This window comes from Nonomuraea sp. NPDC051298 (assembly GCF_055586305.1).
The window spans coordinates 434,012-451,877 of sequence record NZ_JBVJIM010000002.1; the positions used below are offsets into that span (position 1 = coordinate 434,012).

Here is a 17,866-nt window from a genome sequence, read left to right on the forward strand (position 1 = left end):
TCGAGGGCTGGACTAGTTGTGTACGTGCAGCGGCTTGCCGGCCAGGGCCAGCATCGCCTCACCCATGGCCTCGGACTGGGTCGGGTGTGCGTGGATGAGCTGGGCGACCTCGGCGGGCAGTGCCTCCCAGTTGTAGATGAGCTGGCCTTCCGTGACGAGCTCGCCGATGCGGCGGCCCACCATGTGGACGCCGATCACGGGGCCGTCCTTCTGGGCGATGACCTTCACGGCGCCCGCGGTGCCGAGGATCTGGCTCTTGGGGTTTCCCGCGAGGTCGTAGACCTGCTCGACGATCTCGATGCCGCGCTCCGCCGCCTGCGCCGAGGTGATGCCGACCGAGGCCACCTCGGGGTCGGAGTAGGTGATGCGCGGCACGCCGGCGTAGTCGATGGGCGGCGGGTTGAGCCCGGCGATGTGCTCGGCCACCATGATGCCCTCCGCGAACCCGGCGTGCGCGAGCTGCAGGGTCGGGATCAGGTCGCCGATGGCGTAGACGCCGGGCACCGACGTGCGGCAGTGCTCGTCGACCACGACGGCGCCGCGCTCCACGGCGACGCCCTGCTCCTCGAAGCCCATGCCGGACGACACCGCGCCGCGACCCACCGCGACGAGCAGCAGCTCCGCGTCGAGGGTCTTGCCGTTGGCCAGCGTGACCACCACACCCGTCTCGGTGGTCTTGGCGCCGTCGAAGAAGACGCCCAGCTCGTATTTGATGCCGCGGCGGCGGAAGGCCCGCTCCAGCAGCTTGGAGCTGGACTCCTCCTCGGTGGGCAGCAGGTGCGGCAGCGCCTCGACGATCGTGACCTCCGCCCCGAACGAGCGGTAGACGCTGGCCAGCTCGACGCCGATCACGCCGCCGCCGAGCACGATCACCGACGTGGGCACGCGGTCCATCCTGAGCGTGTGCTCGCTGGTGATGACGCGCTCACCGTCGATCTCGAGGCCGGGCAGCGTCTTGGGGGCGGAACCCGTGGCCAGGACGATGTTGCGGCCCTCGTAGACCTCGGAGCCCACCTGGATCCGGTTGGGCCCGGTCAGGCGGCCCTCGCCCTCGACGATCGTCACGCCCGCGGCCTTCAGCAGGCCCTGCACGCCCTTCCAGGCCCGAGTGACGATCTTGTCCTTGAAGGTGTGGACGCCCTGGACGTCGATGCCCTCGAAACGCGCCTTGACGCCGTAGGACTCGCTCTCGCGGGTCTCGTCGGCGACCTCGGCGGAGTGCAGCAGGGCCTTCGTGGGGATGCATCCCCTGTGGAGGCAGGTGCCGCCGATCTTGTCCTTTTCGATCAGGGCGACCGACTTGCCCAGCTCAGCCGCCCGCAGGGCGCAGGCGTAACCGCCGCTGCCGCCTCCTAGGACGACGATGTCATAGGCCACAGGAAGGCTCCTTGTCGGGGTGTTCGTGATGCCGTCATCTTTTCATTTGTTTCAGATGCTCGCGTGCCGCTCTGCGAGTCCGATGAGGGTGCGGGTGATGGCGCCCGTGCCGCCCTTCGGGGTGTAACCGTACGGCTCGCCCTTGTTGAAGGCGGGCCCGGCCATGTCGATGTGGGCCCAGCGCACCCCGTCGGGCACGAACTCCTTCAGGAAGATGCCCGCCGCCAGCATGCTGCCCCAGCGTTCGGGCTGGAGGTTGGCGATGTCGGCGATCGGCGAGTCGAGGCCCTTGCGCAGCTCCTCCGGCAGCGGCATGCCCCACGCGCCCTCGCCCGCGGCCCCGGCCACCTCGACCACCAGCTCCCTGACGGCGTCGTCGTTGGCCATGACACCCGCGGTGCGCCAGCCGAGCGCGACGATCTGGGCGCCGGTGAGGGTGGCCACGTCGACGATCACGTCGGGGTTGTCCTCGGCCGCGCGGGCGATGCCGTCCATGAGCACCAGGCGGCCCTCGGCGTCGGTGTCGAGCACCTCGACGGTCTTGCCGCTGTAGCTGTGGATGACGTCGGACGGGCGCTGGGCGGTGCCGCTGGGCAGGTTTTCCGCCAGGCAGAGGTAGCCGACGGCGTTGACCGGCAGGCCCAGCCTGGCGATGCCGATCAGCGCGCCCAGCACGGCGCCCGCGCCGCCCATGTCGGACTTCATCAGGTCCATGGCCGCGGACGGCTTGAGCGAAAGGCCGCCCGAGTCGAACGTGATGCCCTTGCCCACGAACGCCAGCGTCTTGCCGGCCTCGGGGTGGCTGTAGGCCAGGCGGACCAGGCGCGGCGGGTTGGCCGAGCCCTGGCCGACGCCGACGAGGCCGCCGTAGCCGCCGTCTCTGAGCTGCTTGTCGTCGAGCACCTCGACGCTCAGCCCCGCCTTGCCGCCCACCTGCTCGGCCAACTCGGCGAACTTGGCCGGCGACAGGTCGGAGGGAGGCGTGTTGACCAGGTCGCGGACGAGGGCGACCGCCTCGGCCAGCACGCTCGCCCGCTCGGCCAGGTCTTCCTGCTGCTCCGAGACCACCGTGAGCTCGGACACCGGGGCCTTGCGCTCGCCGTCGGTGCGGTAGCGGGAGAACGCGTACGCGCCGAGCAGACCGCCGAGCGCGACGGCCTCGCTCTCGTCGGCGGTGCCGGCGGGCAGGGCGAGCGCGGCGCGGGCGGTGCCGGCGAGGGAGCGCACGGCGGCGCCGGCGGCGCGGCGCAGGCCCTCGAGGCCGGGGGAGTCACCGAGACCGACCGCGACCAGCAGCGGGGCGGCGATGGCGCCGAAGGTCGGCAGCTTGGCCACCTCGCCGGCCTTGCCGGAGAAGGCCACGGCGCTGAGGGAGCCCGTGAGCTTGCCGCCGAAGGCCGCTTCGAGGGACTCGGCGCCCACTGCGGGGACCGGGCCGTCGGGGCTCGGCCGGAAGCCGACGATCAGGGCGTCGGTGTCGATGGAGACTGGATCTGCTGAGTTCAGCCGCACAGTGGTCACGTAAACCGATGCTATCCACGGTTTCTGCGTACTCACAAACAGGGGTTCATCCTACCAATCGCTGGTTGGAGCGTACTTCGCAGAATAGTGCTAGTGTCATTAGCACCATGTTGCTGACGCTCGATCTCAACGACTCCCGGCCCCTCCACGAACAGGTGGCGGGGGCGATCCGGCGCGCCATCGGCGAGGGCTCCTACCGGCCGGGCGACCGCCTGCCACCGGCCCGAGACCTGGCCGGGGCGCTGGGCATCAACCCCAACACCGTGCTGCGCGCGCTGCGCGACCTGCGCGACGAGGGGCTGCTGGAGTTCAGGAGGGGCCGCGGCGTCAGCGTGGCCGGGCGGGCCGACGGGCGCGCCCTGCTCGCCCAGCGGGCGCGCGACCTGCTCGAGGAGGCCAAGAAGCACGGCTACAGCCGTGACGACCTCATCACGATTCTGGAGGAGCTGACGTGAGACCCCGTGTCCTCGCCGCCGCGTGGGGGCTGGCCGTGACCGCCGTGCTGGTCCTGGCGCCTTACGCCCTGCGCGATCGGCTGCCCGACCCGATCGCCACGCACTGGGGGTCGTCCGGCAGCGTCCCGGACGGGTCCAGCTCCCTCACGGCACACGTGGTCACCACCGTCGTCGTCTGGGGCGTGCTGTGGGCGGCCCTGTTCGCGGTGAGCGCATGGGGCCGGTCCCGGCGCGCGAACCGGGCCACCTGGTGGGGCTGCCTCTTCGGCGGGGGCGCGATGCTGATCTCCGTGGACGCCTCGACGCTGGCGGTCAACCTCGACGCCCCCGACTGGCGGGCCGCGCTGCTGCCCGGCTGGCACGTCCCCGCGGCCCTCGGCGTCATGGCCGCCGTCGGAACCCTCGCGGGATACCTCGGCAGGGGACCCCGAGACCTGCACTCTCCCGAGGCGCAGACGCCCCCCGCGCTCAGGCTGGAGCCGGGGCGGCGCACGGTCTGGGTCAGCCGCGTGATCAACCCGTGGCTCGCCGCGGCCACGTTCGCCGCGCCGGTCGTCATCGCCGTGGTGGTCGTACTGGACGTCTCCGGCACCGTGCCAGGCGACGTCAGGGCCGGGCTCCTGCCCGTCTTCGTCATCGTCTTCGTGGCCGGCCTCGCGAGCACGTCCGTGCGGGTCAGGGTGGACGACACGGCGGTCGCGATCGGGTTCGGGCCCTTCGGTCGCCCGGAGCGCAGGATCGCCCTGTCCAAGATCGAGTCGGCCTGGGTGGAGCAGCGCCGTCCCGGTGGCGTGGGCGGCTGGGGCTTCCGCGGGCTGCCGGGAGCCGCCACCATCATGTTGCGCGGCGGTGAGTGCCTGGTCCTCGGCTACCGATCCGGTGGCACGCTGGCGATCAGCATCGACGACGCCGAGCGCGGCGCATCCCTCGTCAACGCCCTCATCGCGGAGCGTGTGCAGTCATGAAAAGACCACTCTCGAAGAGACCACAGCTCGTCTTCGTCGTCCTGGCCTTCGGGCTGTCCTGGGGGGTCGCGCTGCCCCTGTGGCTCGGCGACGGGCTGGCCTCGCCGCTGACGCAGGCGCTCGCCACGCTGATGATGTTCACGCCGGCCGTGGGCGTGCTCGGCGCGTGGGCCGTGTCGCGCACGCCGTTCCGGCAGTGGGCCGGGGAGACCGGGCTCACGCTCGGCCCGCGCAGGGGCCGTACGGGCGCGCTCGTGCTGGCCGCCTGGCTCGGCGTGCCGGCGCTGGTGTTCCTCGCCATGGGGATCAGCGTCGCCACCGGGCTCGTCTCGCTCGACCTCGACCGGCTGAGCCTGCTGCGGGCGGCGCTGGGCGCCCGCGGCCTGGAGGTCCCGGCCGACCTGGGCTCGGTGGCCCTCATGCAGATCGTGGTGGCGGTGGTGGCGGGGCCGGTGCTGAACGCCGTCCCGGTGCTGGGGGAGGAGTGGGGCTGGCGGGGCTGGCTGGTGCCGCGGCTCGTCGAGTCCCACGGGGTGACGGCCGGCCTGCTCGTCTCCGGCGCGATCTGGGGCGTCTGGCACGCCCCGCTTACCCTGCTCGGCTACAACTATCCGCGCCTGGGCTCGTGGGCGGCGCTGTTCTTCATCGGCTTCTGCGTGCTGGCGGGGGTGGTGATGGGGTGGCTGCGGCTGCGTACGGGGAGCGTGTGGCCCGCCGTGGTGGCGCACGCGTCACTGAACGCCGTCGCCGCGCCCGTGCTGCTGCTCGGCGACGCCGCCGCCCCGCCGAACGAGCTGCTCGCCGGGATCACCGGGCTGGTCGGGTGGGCGCTGCTCGCGCTGCTCGGCGTGGCCCTGCTCCGGCTCCTGCCGATCCGCCCGCGGCGGCAGCCCCGGCAGGCCGAGCCGGTCGCCTGAGCCCGTCCTCCGGGTCGGTCAGCCGAGCACCGCGTACGCCACGAGCGCGGCGGCCGTGGCCGTCTCCACCAGCGCGCCGAGCACGTCCCCTGTGACGCCGCCGAGGCGGCGCCCGGCGTGGCGCAGCAGCAGGAGGGCGGCGCCGAGCCCGGCCAGCGCCGCCACCGGCGCCACGAAGACCGCGCCGGGCGTGGTGAGCAGGCCGATCAGGGCGGCGACGAGGAGCGCGGCCAGGGTGACGAGCCAGGCGGCCGGGCGGCGTACGGTGCCCGCGACCATCGCCCCCAGCCCGTCGGGCCGGGCGGCGGCCACCCCCTCGCGGCAGGCCCAGGTCAGCGCCAGCCGCCCCGCCAGGCACGCCGTCACCAACGCCCAGAACCCGGCCTCCGCGAGCGCCGCCACCTGGACGAGCAGCGTGAGCACCAGCGTCATCACGCCGAACGGCCCGATGTCCGACTTTTTCATGATGTCGAGCGCCTGGCCGGGCGGCTTGCCGCTCCCGAGCCCGTCGGCGAGGTCGGCCAGCCCGTCGAGATGCAACCCCCGGGTGAGCAGGGCCAGCAGCCCCACCGCCAGCGCCGCCCCCAGCAGCGACCGGTCGCCGGTCAGCAGCAGCGGCGACCCGGCGACGAGCCCGAGCACCGGCCCGAGGAACGGAGCCAGCGTCATCGCCCGCCCCGCCACCTGCCGATCCACCCGTTCCACGCGAACAGGGAAGACGCTCAGCGTGCCCACGGCGAACCGCAGCCCTTCCACCAGCCGCATAACGGACGATCCTAGGGGCCACTAGGGTGGCGGGATGCACGTGGTTGAACTGGAAGGCGTAGGTGTCCGGGTCGTCGGCAAGTCGCTGCTCGACGGTGTCGACTGGCAGGTCGACTACGGCGACCACTGGGTGATCATCGGCCCCAACGGCGCGGGCAAGACGACGCTGCTGTCGCTGGCGGGCGCCGTACGGCATCCCAGTGAGGGCGCGGTCACCGTGCTGGGCCACCGGCTCGGCCGGGTCGACGTGCGAGAGCTGCGCCGCCACATCGGCCTGGTCGCGGCCAGCCAGCGGCTGGTCGACGAGGAGCTGATGGAGGAGGAGGGGGCGACCGCGCACACCGTCGTGCTCACCGGGCACACGGGCACCAGCGTTCCGCTGTGGGACAGGTACGGCGACGCCGAGCGGGAGCGGGCCCACCGGCTGCTGGCCGACCTCGGCTGCAAGGACCTGGCCGAGCGGCCCTTCCGGGTGTGCTCCCAGGGCGAGCGGGCCAGGATCAGGGTGGCCAGGGCGCTCATGGCGGACCCGGCTGTGCTCCTGCTCGACGAGCCGTTCGCGGGGCTCGACCTGCCGGCGCGGGAAGACCTCATCACCGCCGTCGAGGACCTGGCGACGACCAGGCCCGTGCTCACGACCGTCCTGGTGACGCACCACCTGGAGGAGGTGCCGGCGACGACCACGCACGCGATGCTCATGCGCGACGCCCGCGTGCTGGCCGCCGGGCCGGTGGCCGACGTGCTCACCGCACCCCTCCTCAGCGACTGCTTCGGCCGCCCCCTGCAGGTGGACCGCCTCGACGGCCGCTGGTACGCCCGCGCCGCCCGCCCGTGACGCCCTGGCCCGACCCCGCCACCGGATCCGCGCCGCCGGCCCCCACCGGGTCTGCCGCCGCCGTTGACCGGGCGGCTACAGGGCGAGCGGGCGTCCGGCCACCACCAGTGCCACGTACTCCGACTCGGCGGCCAGGCGCTCGTTGAGCCGCCCGAGCGCGTCCCTGAACGCCCGGCCGCTGGCCGTCGCGGGCACCACGCCCATGCCCACCTCGTCCGACACCGCCACCAGCGGCCGGTCCGACTGACGCCAGGCCGCCACCAGCTCCGCGCAGCGGGCCGCCACGGGTGCGCGGTCGCCCTCCCACGCGTCGTGCTCGTCGAAGACTGCCGTGAGCCACGTGCCCAGGCCGTCGATCAGCAGCGGGGTGGCCGCCGCGCGGATCGCCGCCGCCAGGTCCGTGGTCTCGACGGTGGCCCAGTGCGCGGGACGCCGCTCCCGGTGCGCGCGTACCCGTGCCGCCCACTCGCCGTCGCCCGCGCCGTCGGGGCCGGCGGCCACGTACGTGACGTACGGCTCGGCGGCCAGCCGCAGCTCCGCCTCGGCCGACTTGCCCGACCTCGACCCGCCCAGCAGCAGGGCCCGCCCCGCGCCGCCGTCGCGCCGGGGCGTCGGCGTCCCCGGCCGCAGCTCCGTGCCGTCGGGGACGGCGAGCGCCCCCCAGAGCCGCAGCCGTCTCGCCAGCTCCTCCTCCGACCGGATCCGGTGGTCGAGCCCGACGGCGGCCACCACGGTCTCCTCGTCGGCCAGGCCCATGCGGCGCAGCTCGCCGAGGCGCTCGGGGCGGTCGAGCAGGTCGATCAGCACCACGTCGTATCGGGCGGGGCCGTTCGCGGGCACGGGGCGGTCGCGGGGGAGGCAGAGCAGGCGGGAGCCGTCCGGGCAGGTCAGGCCCAGGCCGTCGGCGCAGGCGCGGTAGCCGTCCGGCAGGTCCGTGAAGGGGAACGGGACGACGCCGTCCACGACGAGGCCGAAGGGGCGGCGGTGGCCCGGGGGCAGGCGGGCGCAGGACGCGCACCGGCAACCGGGCTCAGGCCACCCCGCGCCGCCCGCGGTGCCGGTGAGAAGGACGTTCACCGCGCCGATCGTACGCCGATCGGACAAAGCCGCCCGGCCGAGGCCCGCGCGGGCGACCTCCGTACGCCGCCGGAAGGTGAGGGGCGGGCGGAACGGGGGGAGGGAGAGGAAGACGGCCGCCCCGAGGCGAGCCCGGCCGCGACACGGTGAACGCGCAGCGTCGATCGACCTCCCCAGCTCGGGAGTAGGGTTCCAGTGCCTGCGGAGGGTGCGCCGGCGAACCCGCGGAAAAGGAGCGTATGGCATGACATGGCGGTGGCGTTATGAAAATGCACGTGGTGGTGAGGTAACGGATCGCCCTTTGCCGCGAGAAGTTTTTCCGAGCCAGGCCGACGCGGAGTCGTGGCTCGGCGAAAACTGGCGTGACCTGGTGGAGGCCGGTGTTGAGCAGGTCGCGTTGCTGGACGAGGACCGCGTCGAATACACGGGATTGTCATTGCGTCCTGAGTGACCCCGGATAAGAGAAAACCCCTTGGGCGCTGTCGCGGCCCAAGGGGTTCTTGTCGCGGGGGAGGTTATGGGCGCTTGGCCGGGCTCGCGGTCTTGGCGGGGTCGCGCTCGACGATGCCGCCGAGCACGTGGTCGATCCGCTTGAGCACGTCGGCGTCGAGCTTGACGCCCGCCGCCTTGACGTTGTCGCGTACCTGGTCGGGCCGGCTGGCGCCGACGATGGCGCTGGAGACGTTCGGGTTCTGCAGGACCCAGGCGACCGCCAGTTGGGCCATGCTCAGCCCCAGGTCGGCCGCGATCGGCTTGAGCTCCTGCACGCGGGTGAGCACGTCGTCGTTCATGAAACGGGCGATCATGGCGCTGCCGCCGCTCTCGTCGGTCGCCCGCGAGCCCTCCGGCGGCTGCTGACCGGGCAGGTACTTGCCGGTCAGCACGCCCTGCGCGATGGGCGACCAGACGATCTGGCCCACGCCCTCCTTCTCGCTCAGCGGCACGATCTCCGGCTCGATGACGCGCCACAACATCGAGTACTGGGGCTGGTTCGACACGATGCGGTCGAAGCCCATCTCGTCGGCGATCTTGAGCGCCCGCGCGATCTGCTCGGCGTTCCACTCGCTCACGCCGACGTAGAGGACCTTGCCCTGGCGTACCAGGTCGTCGAAGGTCTTGAGGGTCTCCTCGAGCGGGGTCTCGTGGTCGAAGCGGTGCGCCTGGTACAGGTCCACGTAGTCGGTCTGCAGGCGGCGGAGTGAGCCGTGGATCGACTCGGTGATGTGCTTGCGCGACAGGCCGCGGTCGTTGCGGCCGGGCCCGGTCGGCCAGTAGACCTTGGTGAAGATCTCCAGCGACTCCCTGCGCACGCCCTTCAGCGCGCGGCCGAGCACCTCCTCGGCCTTCGTGCCCGCGTAGACGTCGGCGGTGTCGAACGTGGTGATGCCCTCGTCGAGTGCCGCCTGCACGCACTGCTTGGCGGCGTCCTCCTCGACCTGGGAGCCGTGGGTGAGCCAGTTGCCGTAGCTGATCTCGCTGACCACGAGACCGCTGCGACCGAGGTGTCGGAATTCCATGCGTCCGACTTTAATGCCGGCACATAGAGTGATCTATTTCGGGATAGGGTGCGCGACGTGCTCAAGCTCGTACGGTTCGCGCTGACGGCGGCCGTCCTGACCGCGATCGTGGTCCGGCTGCGCCGGCGCGCTCGCACGCCCGCCCTGAGGCCGGTCCCGCTGCCGCCGCCCCTGGCACCCGTGGCGCCCGTGGCGCCGCGTCAGGCCGGGACGCGGGGGGCGTGGGCGGGCATCGCGGCGATGGTGGCGATCACCCTGGTGGTCGGGCTGGCGCCGGCCGACGAGGGAGCCGGGGACGCCTACCGGCGGGCCTACGAGGCGCAGCGGGAGGCCCTGGCGGCGGTCGAGCGGACCGCGACGCCGTCCGCCTCCCCGGCGGGGATCGTGCTCATGCCGACCCCGATGCCCGACCCCAACTGCTCGCCCGCGCCGCGCCCGGTGACCGTCAGGCCGATCGATCCCGAGGTGAAGCGGGCCGTGGACCGCCAGTGGCGGCGCGTGGAGCGGTGGCTGAAGGCGAACGCGCCCCGTACGTACCGGACGCTCGGCGCACCCGGCAGGGCCGGCACGATCGCCGTCGCCGAGTCTCAGATGGGCGTGGACTTCCCCGACGACCTGCGCGCCTCCCTGCTGCGCCACAACGGCTCGCGCGGCGAGGGGGCGTTCGGCTTCTCGTTCGGCGGCGCGGTCAACCTCGGCACGCGCGACATCAGGGACGCCTGGCGCGAGCAGTGCCGCTGGGACCGAACCGACCTGGGCGCCGACCCGTCGACCGAGTATTGGAACGGGCGGATGATCCCGTTCGCGTCCTACCTGGAGTTCGACTCCGAGGACACGCCGTACGCCGTGGTCGACTCCGCGGGAGGAGCGGTGGGCTGGAGCGACCCGATCGAGGGCATGGCGCCCCGCGTGCCGTCGTACCACGCGCTCATGCGGGCCGTGGCCGACGCCCTGGAGCGGGGCACCCCCGTCGAGGGCCGGCGACCGGCCGTCGAGCGGGGCGTGCTGTTCTGGGAGGACGCAGGGTGAGGCCCGCCCGTCACCGCTTAGGCGGCACCGGCTTCCCGCCGGGCAGCACCAGGGGCGGCGGGAAGCGCAGCTTGCGGATCTGCAGCGCCCGCATCGCCGCGTAGAAGCCCACGCCCTTGGGGCTCTCGCCGGGCAGTTTCTCCGTCACCAGCCGCTTGACCTTCCAGGCCACGTAGACCGAGGTGAACAGCACGCCGATCATCATGATCGGCCAGCCGATCGTGACCACGTAGCCGAGCACCTGGGCGCGGATCGCCATCGGCCACGGAACCCAGGTGGCCAGCAGGATCAGTAGCGAGAACGGCAGGAAATACTGACTCGGCAGCCGCCGCGAGTCGACCCATTCGCGCGCGAACTTGCGCGCCGGGCCCTTGTCGCGAACAGGAAAATACCGCTCGTCGCCTGCGAGCATACCCTGACGGGCCTTATCCCGCTCGGCGGACTGCTTGGCACGCATCTGCCGATAAGCCTCTTTACGGTCTTTCGGCGCGGATACGTACTGGCGCCGGCTGCCCTCGGCATCCCGGCGCTTGGGTGTGGGACGACCTTTACCCTGGGGCTTAGGATCGTCAACGGGGACGGGGGTGTCGTCCACGGAGGTTTGGGAACGGCGTCGCAACACGACGTCAACCCTACCTGTACTGCAACTTAGTGACGCCCCCGTGCGTTATGCGTAGGGTAATCCCAAGGCGGCTGCGCTGCATTGGGATGACACCAGCACGACCTAGAAGGGGACGGCCGACGCGCATGAGCGTGATGAAGAGACTTTCGATGATCTTCAAGTCCAAGGCCAACAAGGCCTTGGACAAGATGGAGGATCCGCGCGAGACCCTCGACTATTCCTATCAGCGGCAGCTCGAGTTGCTGCAGAAGGTGCGGCGAGGGGTGGCCGACGTCGCCACCTCCCGCAAGAGGGTGGAGCTCCAGATAACCGGCCTGGAGAAGCAGGCTCAGCGCCTGGAGGAGCAGGGTCGCAAGGCGCTGTCCGTGGGCCGCGAGGATCTGGCCCGTGAGGCGCTGCAGCGTCGCTCCAACCTGACGACGCAGATGGCCGACCTCAAGGTCCAGCACGACAACCTGCAGGCCGAGGAGGAGAAGCTGACCACGGCTTCCCAGCGGCTGCAGGCCAAGGTCGACTCCTTCCGCACGAAGAAGGAGACCATCAAGGCCACCTACACCGCGGCCGAGGCGCAGACGCGCATCAACGAGGCTTTCTCGGGCATCTCTGAAGAGATGGGCGACGTCGGCCTGGCGATCCAGCGCGCCGAGGACAAGACGGCGCAGATGCAGGCGCGCGCGGGAGCCATCGACGAGCTGCTGGCCAGCGGCGCGCTCGACGACTTCAGCGGCACCCGCGGTGACGACATCCAGGCCGAGCTCGACCGCATGGGCGGCGGCATGGACGTCGAGCTGGAGCTGGCCAGGATGAAGGCCGAGCTGGGCCAGGGCCCGGCGCCGCAGTCGGCCATCGAGCAGGGCCAGCCGCAGCAGCAGGGCCAGCAGCAGGCCCAGCAGCAGGCACAGCCGCAGCAGCAGGGCCAGACCCAGCAGTACCGCCGACCAGGGGAGGGCGCATGATCGTCAGGATCATGGGCGAGGGTCAGGTGGAGATCTCCACCGACGACATCTCGGTCCTCAACGAGCTCGACACCGAGCTCGAAGCGGCCATCGACGCGGGCGACGAGGGCGCCTTCCGCGTCAGGCTGCACGCGTTGCTCGACAAGGTGCGCCATGTGGGCAAGGCGCTTCCCGACGACAGCCTTGAGCCGTCAGAGCTGATCCTTCCCCCCGCGGACGCCTCGATCGAGGAGGTCCGGGAGATGCTGGGCGACCAAGGTCTCATCCCGGGCTGAGCCCGTGCGTACGCGGTTCGCGTCCGACCGTGGCCTGACCAGCCGCATGGTCGTGACGATGTTCCTGCTCGGGTTGCTCTACGTCGTGTTCGTCGGCGTCCTGATCGCTCTCGGCGTGCAGGCGCTGACCGTACTGGTGCTGGCGGGCGGCCTCCTGCTGGTGCAGTATTTCCTGTCCGACCGCATCGCCCTGTTCGCGATGCACGGGCGGGAGGTCTCTCCCCAGGAGGCGCCCGAACTGCACGCGCTGATCGACCGGCTGTGCGCGCTGGCCGACATGCCCAAGCCGCGGGTGGCGGTCGCGGATTCCGACGTCCCCAACGCGTTCGCCACCGGCCGCAACCAGAAACGCGCCGTCGTCTGCGTGACGACCGGCATCCTGCGCCGCCTGGAGCCGCAGGAACTGGAGGGCGTGATCGCCCACGAGCTGTCCCACGTGGCCCACCGTGACGTGGCGGTCATGACGATCGCCTCGTTCCTCGGGGTCGTGGCGGGCCTGATGACCAGGTTCGCCCTCTACTCGGGGCTCAGCCGCCGCAACAACGGCCAGGGCGGGCTGCCCATCGGCGCGATCGTGCTGCTGGTCTCCGTCGTCGTGTACGCCGTCAGCTTCCTGCTCATCCGCGCCCTGTCGCGCTACCGCGAACTGGCCGCCGACCGCGCGGGCGCCCTGCTCACGCAGCGCCCGTCTGCCCTGGCCAGCGCCCTGACCAAGGTGAGCGGGGAGATGGCCAGGATCCCGACCCGCGACCTGCGCGAGGCGGAGCCGTTCAACGCCTTCTACTTCGCTCCGGCGCTGGCCAAGGGGGTGACGCTGGCGAGCCTGTTCTCCACGCACCCGACGCTGGAGCGCCGCTTGGAGCAACTGGCGGACATCTCCCGCCAACTGGGAAGGGGCTGAGCGCGCCCATGGGCTGGCTCGACGCACTGCTCGGCCGGACGAAGCCGGTCAAGCCCAACCTCGACGCGCTGTTCGCGCTGCCCTCGGCCGCGGTGACGCTGCAGGCCGCGACCGGTCTCGTCCCCACCGGTCTCGGCTCCGTGGCGTTCCGCGCGGCGGAGGGCGGCGCGTTCGCCGAGGTGGAGAGCGAGGCCAAGGCCCTGCTGGGCGAGCGGGTGGAGGAGTCGGACGACGGCTACGGCTACACCTGGCTGCTCGTACGCCGCCCGCCCGACGCCCTCAGCGATCTGGTGACCGAGGTGCACGCGGTCAACTCCACGCTGGAGGGCGCCGGGTTCGGGCCGTCGCTGCTGTGCTCGCTGGTGTCGTTCGCCGAGCCCGGTGGGAGGCGGCTGGCCGTGGTGTACCTGTACAAACGCGGCACCTTCTATCCGTTCGCGCCCCTGCCAGGGCAGAAGCGTGACAATCCGCTCGAACTACAGGCCAGAGGCGCTCTGGAAGGCGAGCTGCCGCTGGAGGGCGACCTCAGCCGCTGGTTCCCCGTCTGGGGAGCTCCCGGGCTCTGACGGCCCGCTCGCAGGCGCCGGGCGCAGAGGCCGCTCGCAGGCGCCGGTCACGGGTGCCGGGGGCAGGTGCTTGGTCACGGGTGCCGGTCACGGGTGCCGTCATGGGTGGCTGGTCCTGGTGTCGGTCGTGGCCGTTCCGGCGATCTGGCCGGGGGGCTTATGACCGGCGATCGCCGAGAGTGATCTAATCGTCACGTGGAGCGAAGGTTGGTGGTGCTCGCGGCTTCCGCGTTCATCGTGGCGGCCGTGCTGGGCAGCGCGTGGATGACCGGCCAGTTCACCACGCCCGCCGTCGACAGGACCGACGGCTACGTGAGCGAGCTGGCCGCCCGCGATCAGCCGTGGACGCGGCTGTTCCGGATCAGCCAGGCGCTGTCGGGGCTGGCGTGCCTGGGAGGCGTGGCGCTGGTGCCCCGGGTGGCGCGCGAGTGGCCCGGCTGGCTGGCGCTGGCCGCGTTCGGGCTGCTCAGCTTCGCCTCGGGGGTGTTCCCGCTCGACTGCGCCACGCTCAGCGACCCGACCTGCGGGCTGCGGGGCACGTCGTTCGCGCACCAGGCCCACACGGTGGCCGGGGTGCTGGGCGCCCTCGCCGTGCTCGCCGCCATGGCGCTGCTCGGCGCGCGGTGGGGCTCGTGGGTGGCGTGGCTGTTGACCTGGCTGAGCCTGGCCGCCGCGGTGCTCACCCTGGCCGGACTGGCGGGCGGGCACGGGGTGGGGCTCGCGCATCGCGCGCTGCTCACGATGATCGCCGTCTGGCTCGTCTACGTGGCGCTCCACCTGCTCGTCGCCGAGGACCCGGACGACCCGTACGCGCTGGACGCCCCGAGGATCGCGCCCGGCAGGCTGGGCGGCGTGGGCGGCGCCCGGGTGAGCACGGAGGACGCGGCCCGCGCGGCCGGTCGAGGGCGGCCGGTGAGCATGGGGGACGCGGCCCGCGCGGCCGGTCGGGGGTGGCCGGTGAGCATGGAGAGAGTGGACTGGAGAGCGGGCCGGGGCCGGTCGGCGAGAGCGGAGAGAGCGGGCCGGAGCGTGGAAGGGGCGGACCGGGCGGCAGGTCAGGGGCGGTCGCACGTCGTCGAGCAGGGCGCGGGACCGGCGGTGCTGATCACGGTCGGCCCAGGGGGCGCCTGGTTCCATTGGGACGCGGTGGCCGTGAGACTCGCCCGCAGCCGCCGCGTCATCCGCTTCGACCGTCCAGGACTCGGCCTGAGCCCCGGCTCGCCCGCCCCGCCCAGCCTGTACGGCGAGGTCGCCCGCCTGGCGGCGCTCGCCCCCGCGCATCCCGAGCAGGTCACCCTCGTCGCCCACGGGGTGGCCTGCTGGCACGCGGAGGCGTTCGCCCGGCTGCACCCGCTGCGCCTGGCCGGGCTCGTCCTGGTGGACCCGGTGTGCGCGGCCCGGCGCCGCCCGCTGCCCGCGGCCAGGGCGGCGGGCAGATGGCTGCCGGCGCTGGGCGGGACCTGGGGCGCGACCGCCGTGGCCCGGCTGACAGGACCGGCCACGCACCGGCTGCTCACGGGGCTGCCGGACCTGTCGCGGATCTACAGCAGGGGCAAGGTGTGCGCCGCGATGGCCGGGGAGTGGCTGGCCCGCCGCGACATGGCCGCCGACCTGCACCGGCTGCGGGCCGAGATGCGCTTCCCCGACGTGCCGGTGACCGTGATCAGCGTGGGCGACCGGGGCGGGTGCCTGGAGCGGCTCGCCGGCGAGCTGGGCGCCGCGCACGTACGCCTGGCAGGGAGGGGCGGGCGGATCCAGCTCCGCGAACCGGGGGCGGTGGCAGACGCCGTCCTCGCGGCCACCTCCTAGCCTCTCGGCCCGGGTCCCGCGGGGGTGTCCGGGCACGCGGGAACCGGTGCCGCGGGCCCGCGGCGTTGGCCGAACGGATGACGTGGACCCGCGCCACCCACCAGAATGGCGAGAAAGACGCCATATGTGGGGGTTGCCAATGCCGGACCTCGCGGCCCTGAGGCCAGGGGATCCCGCGACGGTGGGCGGATACACCCTGGCCGGACGGCTCGGCGAGGGCGGACAGGGCATCGTCTACCTCGCCACGGCCCCAGCCGGGACGACGGCCTCGGGCGGGGCGACGGCCTCGGGCGGGGCGACGGGCTCGGGCGGGGCGAAGGTGGCGCTCAAGCTGCTGCGCGCCGACCTGGCGGGTGACGCCGAGGCGTCGGAGCGGTTCGTGCGCGAGGTGGCGATGGCCCGCAGGGTGGCGCCGTTCTGCACGGCCCAGGTCATCGAGACCGGGCTGTTCGGCGGGCGGCCGTACATCGTCAGCGAGTACATCGACGGGCCCACCCTCACCGACGTCGTACGCGAGCAGGGCCCCCGCTCGGGCACCGCCCTGCACCGGCTGGCCATCGGCACCGTCACCGCGCTGGTCGCCATCCACCAGGCCGGGATCGTGCACCGCGACTTCAAGCCGTCGAACGTGGTCATCGGCTCCGACGGGCCCCGCGTGATCGACTTCGGCATCGCCAGGGCGCTCGACCTCACCTCGACGCTCACCGCGGCGATCATCGGGACGCCGTCGTACATGGCGCCCGAGCAGCTCTCCGCGTCGAGCCCGGGGCCGCAGGCCGACATGTTCGCCTGGGCGTGCACGATGGTGTTCGCCGCCTCAGGACAGCCGCCGTTCGGGCAGGACAGCGTGCCCGCCGTGGTCAACCGCATCATGCACACCGAGGCGGACGTCGGCCACATCGCCGATCCGGCCCTGCGCGCGCTGGTCGCGGACTGCCTGGCCAAGGATCCCGCCCGGCGGCCCGCGGCGGGCGAGGCGCTCATGCGCCTGCTCGGGCACGCCCCCGCCACCCAGCCGCCAGGACTGCTCCAGCAGGGCAGCGCCGCGGCCGCCCCGCACCCGGCCGGTCCCCGGCCAGGCGTGTCGCAGGGGGCGGCGGGCACCCCCTGGGCGGCGGGGCCCGCGCACCCGCCGCCGCACACCCGCCCCGGGCAGCCCGCCGCCCCGGCCGGGCGCGGGAACACCGGCTGGATCGTCGCGGGCGCCGCCGCGGGCGCGCTCATGCTGGCCGTGGCGGGAGCTTTCGTCGCCGTACGCATCGCACTCCCCGAACGTCCGGCGACCCCCACGCCCACGGCCGCCAGCACCCCGACGACGAGCACTCCCACGACGGGCACCCCCACGACACCCGCCACGAGCCCGCCCGCCACCCGCTCGGTCACGCTGCCCGGCACGTCGGTACGGCTCCAGGAGCGCGACACCGACCCCATCAGGCTCGCCTCCTACACCCTGGACAGCGGCGACCGCCTCTACGTCAGGAAACACGCCACCGGCGAGTTCACCCGCGACACCCGCTACTTCGAGTACGCCCTCGACCCCGCCACCGGCCGCGCCCTGGCCACCGACGTCGACTACAGCACCGACCTGTTCGCCACCGTCTCCATCGTCGACCACGTCACCGGCGACAGGCGCGTCGTCAAGCTCAGCCGCAAGCCGGTCTTCCCCACCACGCCCCGCTGGTCCCCCGACGGCAGGTACGGCCTGGTCACCCTCTACAAGGACAGCGACGGCGAATCCACCGAGTACGGCTACGGCCTCATCGACGTCGCCGCGGGGACGGGCCGGGCGTTCCAGGTCAAGGAGAACGGCGCGGGGGAGTGGCGCTTCTTCTGGGACGCCGGCGGCCAGGCGGTGGGCACCTGGGTCGGGGGCCGGATGAAGTTCTACGACCTCGACGGCGGGCTCGTGCGCACCCTGTCCGGCGTGGGGACGCCGGTGTGGGTGGAGGGCGACGACATCTCGCCGTCGGGCACCCGCTTCCTGGCCCACTGCACGACGGCCGGCACGTCGTTGTGCGCCCACTCCAGCTCGGGCGACGACACCGAGCCGGTGACGATCCCGGTCTCCACCAAACGGCTCATCGGCTGGTGGGACGACGACCACGTGGCGGTCTGGCGCACCAAGGGCGCCGGGTACGAGGCCGTCGTCGCCGATCTGTCCGGCCGGGTCAGCCGGGTGCTGGCGACCGCGCCGCGCAAGGCCGAGTTCGACAAGATGGCCCTGCGCTTCGGCCGCGGACCGTCGTAGGTCCTTGCGGCCCGGCGGTCGCGTTCTAGGA

At 72.8% G+C, this 17,866-nt stretch carries 18 protein-coding genes; 12 read left to right on the plus strand and 6 right to left on the minus strand.

Annotated elements, in window-relative coordinates:
- Positions 1–12 precede the first annotated feature (12 nt).
- Both lpdA and ACZ6S0_RS07295 read right to left on the minus strand, forming a co-directional pair.
- Positions 13–1,377, minus strand: a complete 1,365-nt coding sequence (gene lpdA / locus ACZ6S0_RS07290) for a dihydrolipoyl dehydrogenase (RefSeq protein ID WP_465914319.1) — start codon at positions 1,375–1,377, stop codon at positions 13–15.
- Between the two features lie 51 nt (positions 1,378–1,428).
- Entirely contained in the window at positions 1,429–2,898 is a 1,470-nt protein-coding gene (locus ACZ6S0_RS07295; RefSeq protein WP_465914320.1) for a leucyl aminopeptidase, read from the minus strand.
- A gap of 107 nt (positions 2,899–3,005) precedes the next feature.
- Here ACZ6S0_RS07295 and ACZ6S0_RS07300 point away from each other — a divergent pair, with 107 nt between their 5' ends.
- Genes ACZ6S0_RS07300 through ACZ6S0_RS07310 form a run of 3 tightly spaced genes read left to right on the plus strand, consistent with a single transcriptional unit; the run spans position 3,006 to position 5,235 of the window.
- Complete coding sequence (locus ACZ6S0_RS07300; protein ID WP_344894111.1) at positions 3,006–3,353, plus strand: GntR family transcriptional regulator; 348 nt, start codon at positions 3,006–3,008, stop codon at positions 3,351–3,353.
- Positions 3,350–4,318 carry a DUF1648 domain-containing protein gene (locus ACZ6S0_RS07305; protein ID WP_465914321.1) on the plus strand — a complete coding sequence of 323 codons (969 nt, stop codon included), beginning with the start codon at positions 3,350–3,352 and terminating at the stop codon, positions 4,316–4,318. The genes ACZ6S0_RS07300 and ACZ6S0_RS07305 overlap by 4 nt, the downstream gene beginning before the upstream one ends.
- A complete protein-coding gene (locus ACZ6S0_RS07310) occupies positions 4,315–5,235 on the plus strand; it encodes a lysostaphin resistance A-like protein (RefSeq protein ID WP_465914322.1) in 921 nt (306 codons plus the stop codon). Before ACZ6S0_RS07305 ends, ACZ6S0_RS07310 begins: the two co-directional genes overlap by 4 nt.
- A gap of 18 nt (positions 5,236–5,253) precedes the next feature.
- Here the strand turns inward: ACZ6S0_RS07310 and ACZ6S0_RS07315 are convergent, their stop codons facing one another.
- Complete coding sequence (locus ACZ6S0_RS07315; protein ID WP_465914323.1) at positions 5,254–6,000, minus strand: adenosylcobinamide-GDP ribazoletransferase; 747 nt, start codon at positions 5,998–6,000, stop codon at positions 5,254–5,256.
- A 34-nt stretch (positions 6,001–6,034) separates the two neighbouring features.
- Here ACZ6S0_RS07315 and ACZ6S0_RS07320 point away from each other — a divergent pair, with 34 nt between their 5' ends.
- Entirely contained in the window at positions 6,035–6,835 is an 801-nt protein-coding gene (locus ACZ6S0_RS07320; RefSeq protein ID WP_465914324.1) for an ABC transporter ATP-binding protein, read from the plus strand.
- A 75-nt stretch (positions 6,836–6,910) separates the two neighbouring features.
- Here ACZ6S0_RS07320 and ACZ6S0_RS07325 read toward each other — a convergent pair whose 3' ends face one another.
- The gene (locus tag ACZ6S0_RS07325; RefSeq protein WP_465914325.1) at positions 6,911–7,912 is read right to left on the minus strand and encodes a bifunctional adenosylcobinamide kinase/adenosylcobinamide-phosphate guanylyltransferase; all 1,002 of its coding nucleotides are present in this window, start codon (positions 7,910–7,912) and stop codon (positions 6,911–6,913) included.
- Positions 7,913–8,156: 244 nt separating this feature from the next.
- Between ACZ6S0_RS07325 and ACZ6S0_RS07330 the strand changes: the two genes are divergently transcribed.
- The gene (locus ACZ6S0_RS07330) at positions 8,157–8,363 is read left to right on the plus strand and encodes a hypothetical protein (RefSeq protein WP_465914326.1); all 207 of its coding nucleotides are present in this window, start codon (positions 8,157–8,159) and stop codon (positions 8,361–8,363) included.
- Positions 8,364–8,427: 64 nt separating this feature from the next.
- Here the strand turns inward: ACZ6S0_RS07330 and ACZ6S0_RS07335 are convergent, their stop codons facing one another.
- Positions 8,428–9,429 (minus strand): aldo/keto reductase family protein, encoded by a 1,002-nt coding sequence (locus tag ACZ6S0_RS07335; protein ID WP_465914327.1) that lies wholly within the window; start codon positions 9,427–9,429, stop codon positions 8,428–8,430.
- A gap of 57 nt (positions 9,430–9,486) precedes the next feature.
- Here ACZ6S0_RS07335 and ACZ6S0_RS07340 point away from each other — a divergent pair, with 57 nt between their 5' ends.
- Positions 9,487–10,458 carry an SMI1/KNR4 family protein gene (locus tag ACZ6S0_RS07340; RefSeq protein ID WP_465914328.1) on the plus strand — a complete coding sequence of 324 codons (972 nt, stop codon included), beginning with the start codon at positions 9,487–9,489 and terminating at the stop codon, positions 10,456–10,458.
- 10 nt (positions 10,459–10,468) lie between these two features.
- On the opposite strand, the gene ACZ6S0_RS07345 is transcribed toward ACZ6S0_RS07340, so the two are convergent.
- Positions 10,469–11,053, minus strand: coding sequence for a DUF3043 domain-containing protein (locus ACZ6S0_RS07345; protein ID WP_465914329.1), 585 nt, complete (start codon positions 11,051–11,053; stop codon positions 10,469–10,471).
- A 152-nt stretch (positions 11,054–11,205) separates the two neighbouring features.
- Between ACZ6S0_RS07345 and ACZ6S0_RS07350 the strand changes: the two genes are divergently transcribed.
- The 6 genes from ACZ6S0_RS07350 to ACZ6S0_RS07375 all read left to right on the plus strand — a co-directional run bounded on the left by ACZ6S0_RS07350 (position 11,206) and on the right by ACZ6S0_RS07375 (position 17,835).
- Positions 11,206–12,036, plus strand: coding sequence for a PspA/IM30 family protein (locus ACZ6S0_RS07350; RefSeq protein WP_465914330.1), 831 nt, complete (start codon positions 11,206–11,208; stop codon positions 12,034–12,036).
- Positions 12,033–12,311, plus strand: a complete 279-nt coding sequence (gene pspAA, locus ACZ6S0_RS07355; protein ID WP_465914331.1) for a PspA-associated protein PspAA — start codon at positions 12,033–12,035, stop codon at positions 12,309–12,311. Before ACZ6S0_RS07350 ends, pspAA begins: the two co-directional genes overlap by 4 nt.
- 4 nt (positions 12,312–12,315) lie before the next feature.
- Positions 12,316–13,212, plus strand: a complete 897-nt coding sequence (gene htpX / locus ACZ6S0_RS07360; protein ID WP_465914332.1) for a zinc metalloprotease HtpX — start codon at positions 12,316–12,318, stop codon at positions 13,210–13,212.
- An 8-nt stretch (positions 13,213–13,220) separates the two neighbouring features.
- Positions 13,221–13,778 carry a PspA-associated protein PspAB gene (pspAB, locus tag ACZ6S0_RS07365; RefSeq protein WP_465914333.1) on the plus strand — a complete coding sequence of 186 codons (558 nt, stop codon included), beginning with the start codon at positions 13,221–13,223 and terminating at the stop codon, positions 13,776–13,778.
- A 195-nt stretch (positions 13,779–13,973) separates the two neighbouring features.
- A complete protein-coding gene (locus tag ACZ6S0_RS07370) occupies positions 13,974–15,587 on the plus strand; it encodes an alpha/beta fold hydrolase (RefSeq protein WP_465914334.1) in 1,614 nt (537 codons plus the stop codon).
- A gap of 181 nt (positions 15,588–15,768) precedes the next feature.
- Entirely contained in the window at positions 15,769–17,835 is a 2,067-nt protein-coding gene (locus ACZ6S0_RS07375; RefSeq protein ID WP_465914335.1) for a serine/threonine protein kinase, read from the plus strand.
- Positions 17,836–17,866 lie beyond the last annotated feature (31 nt).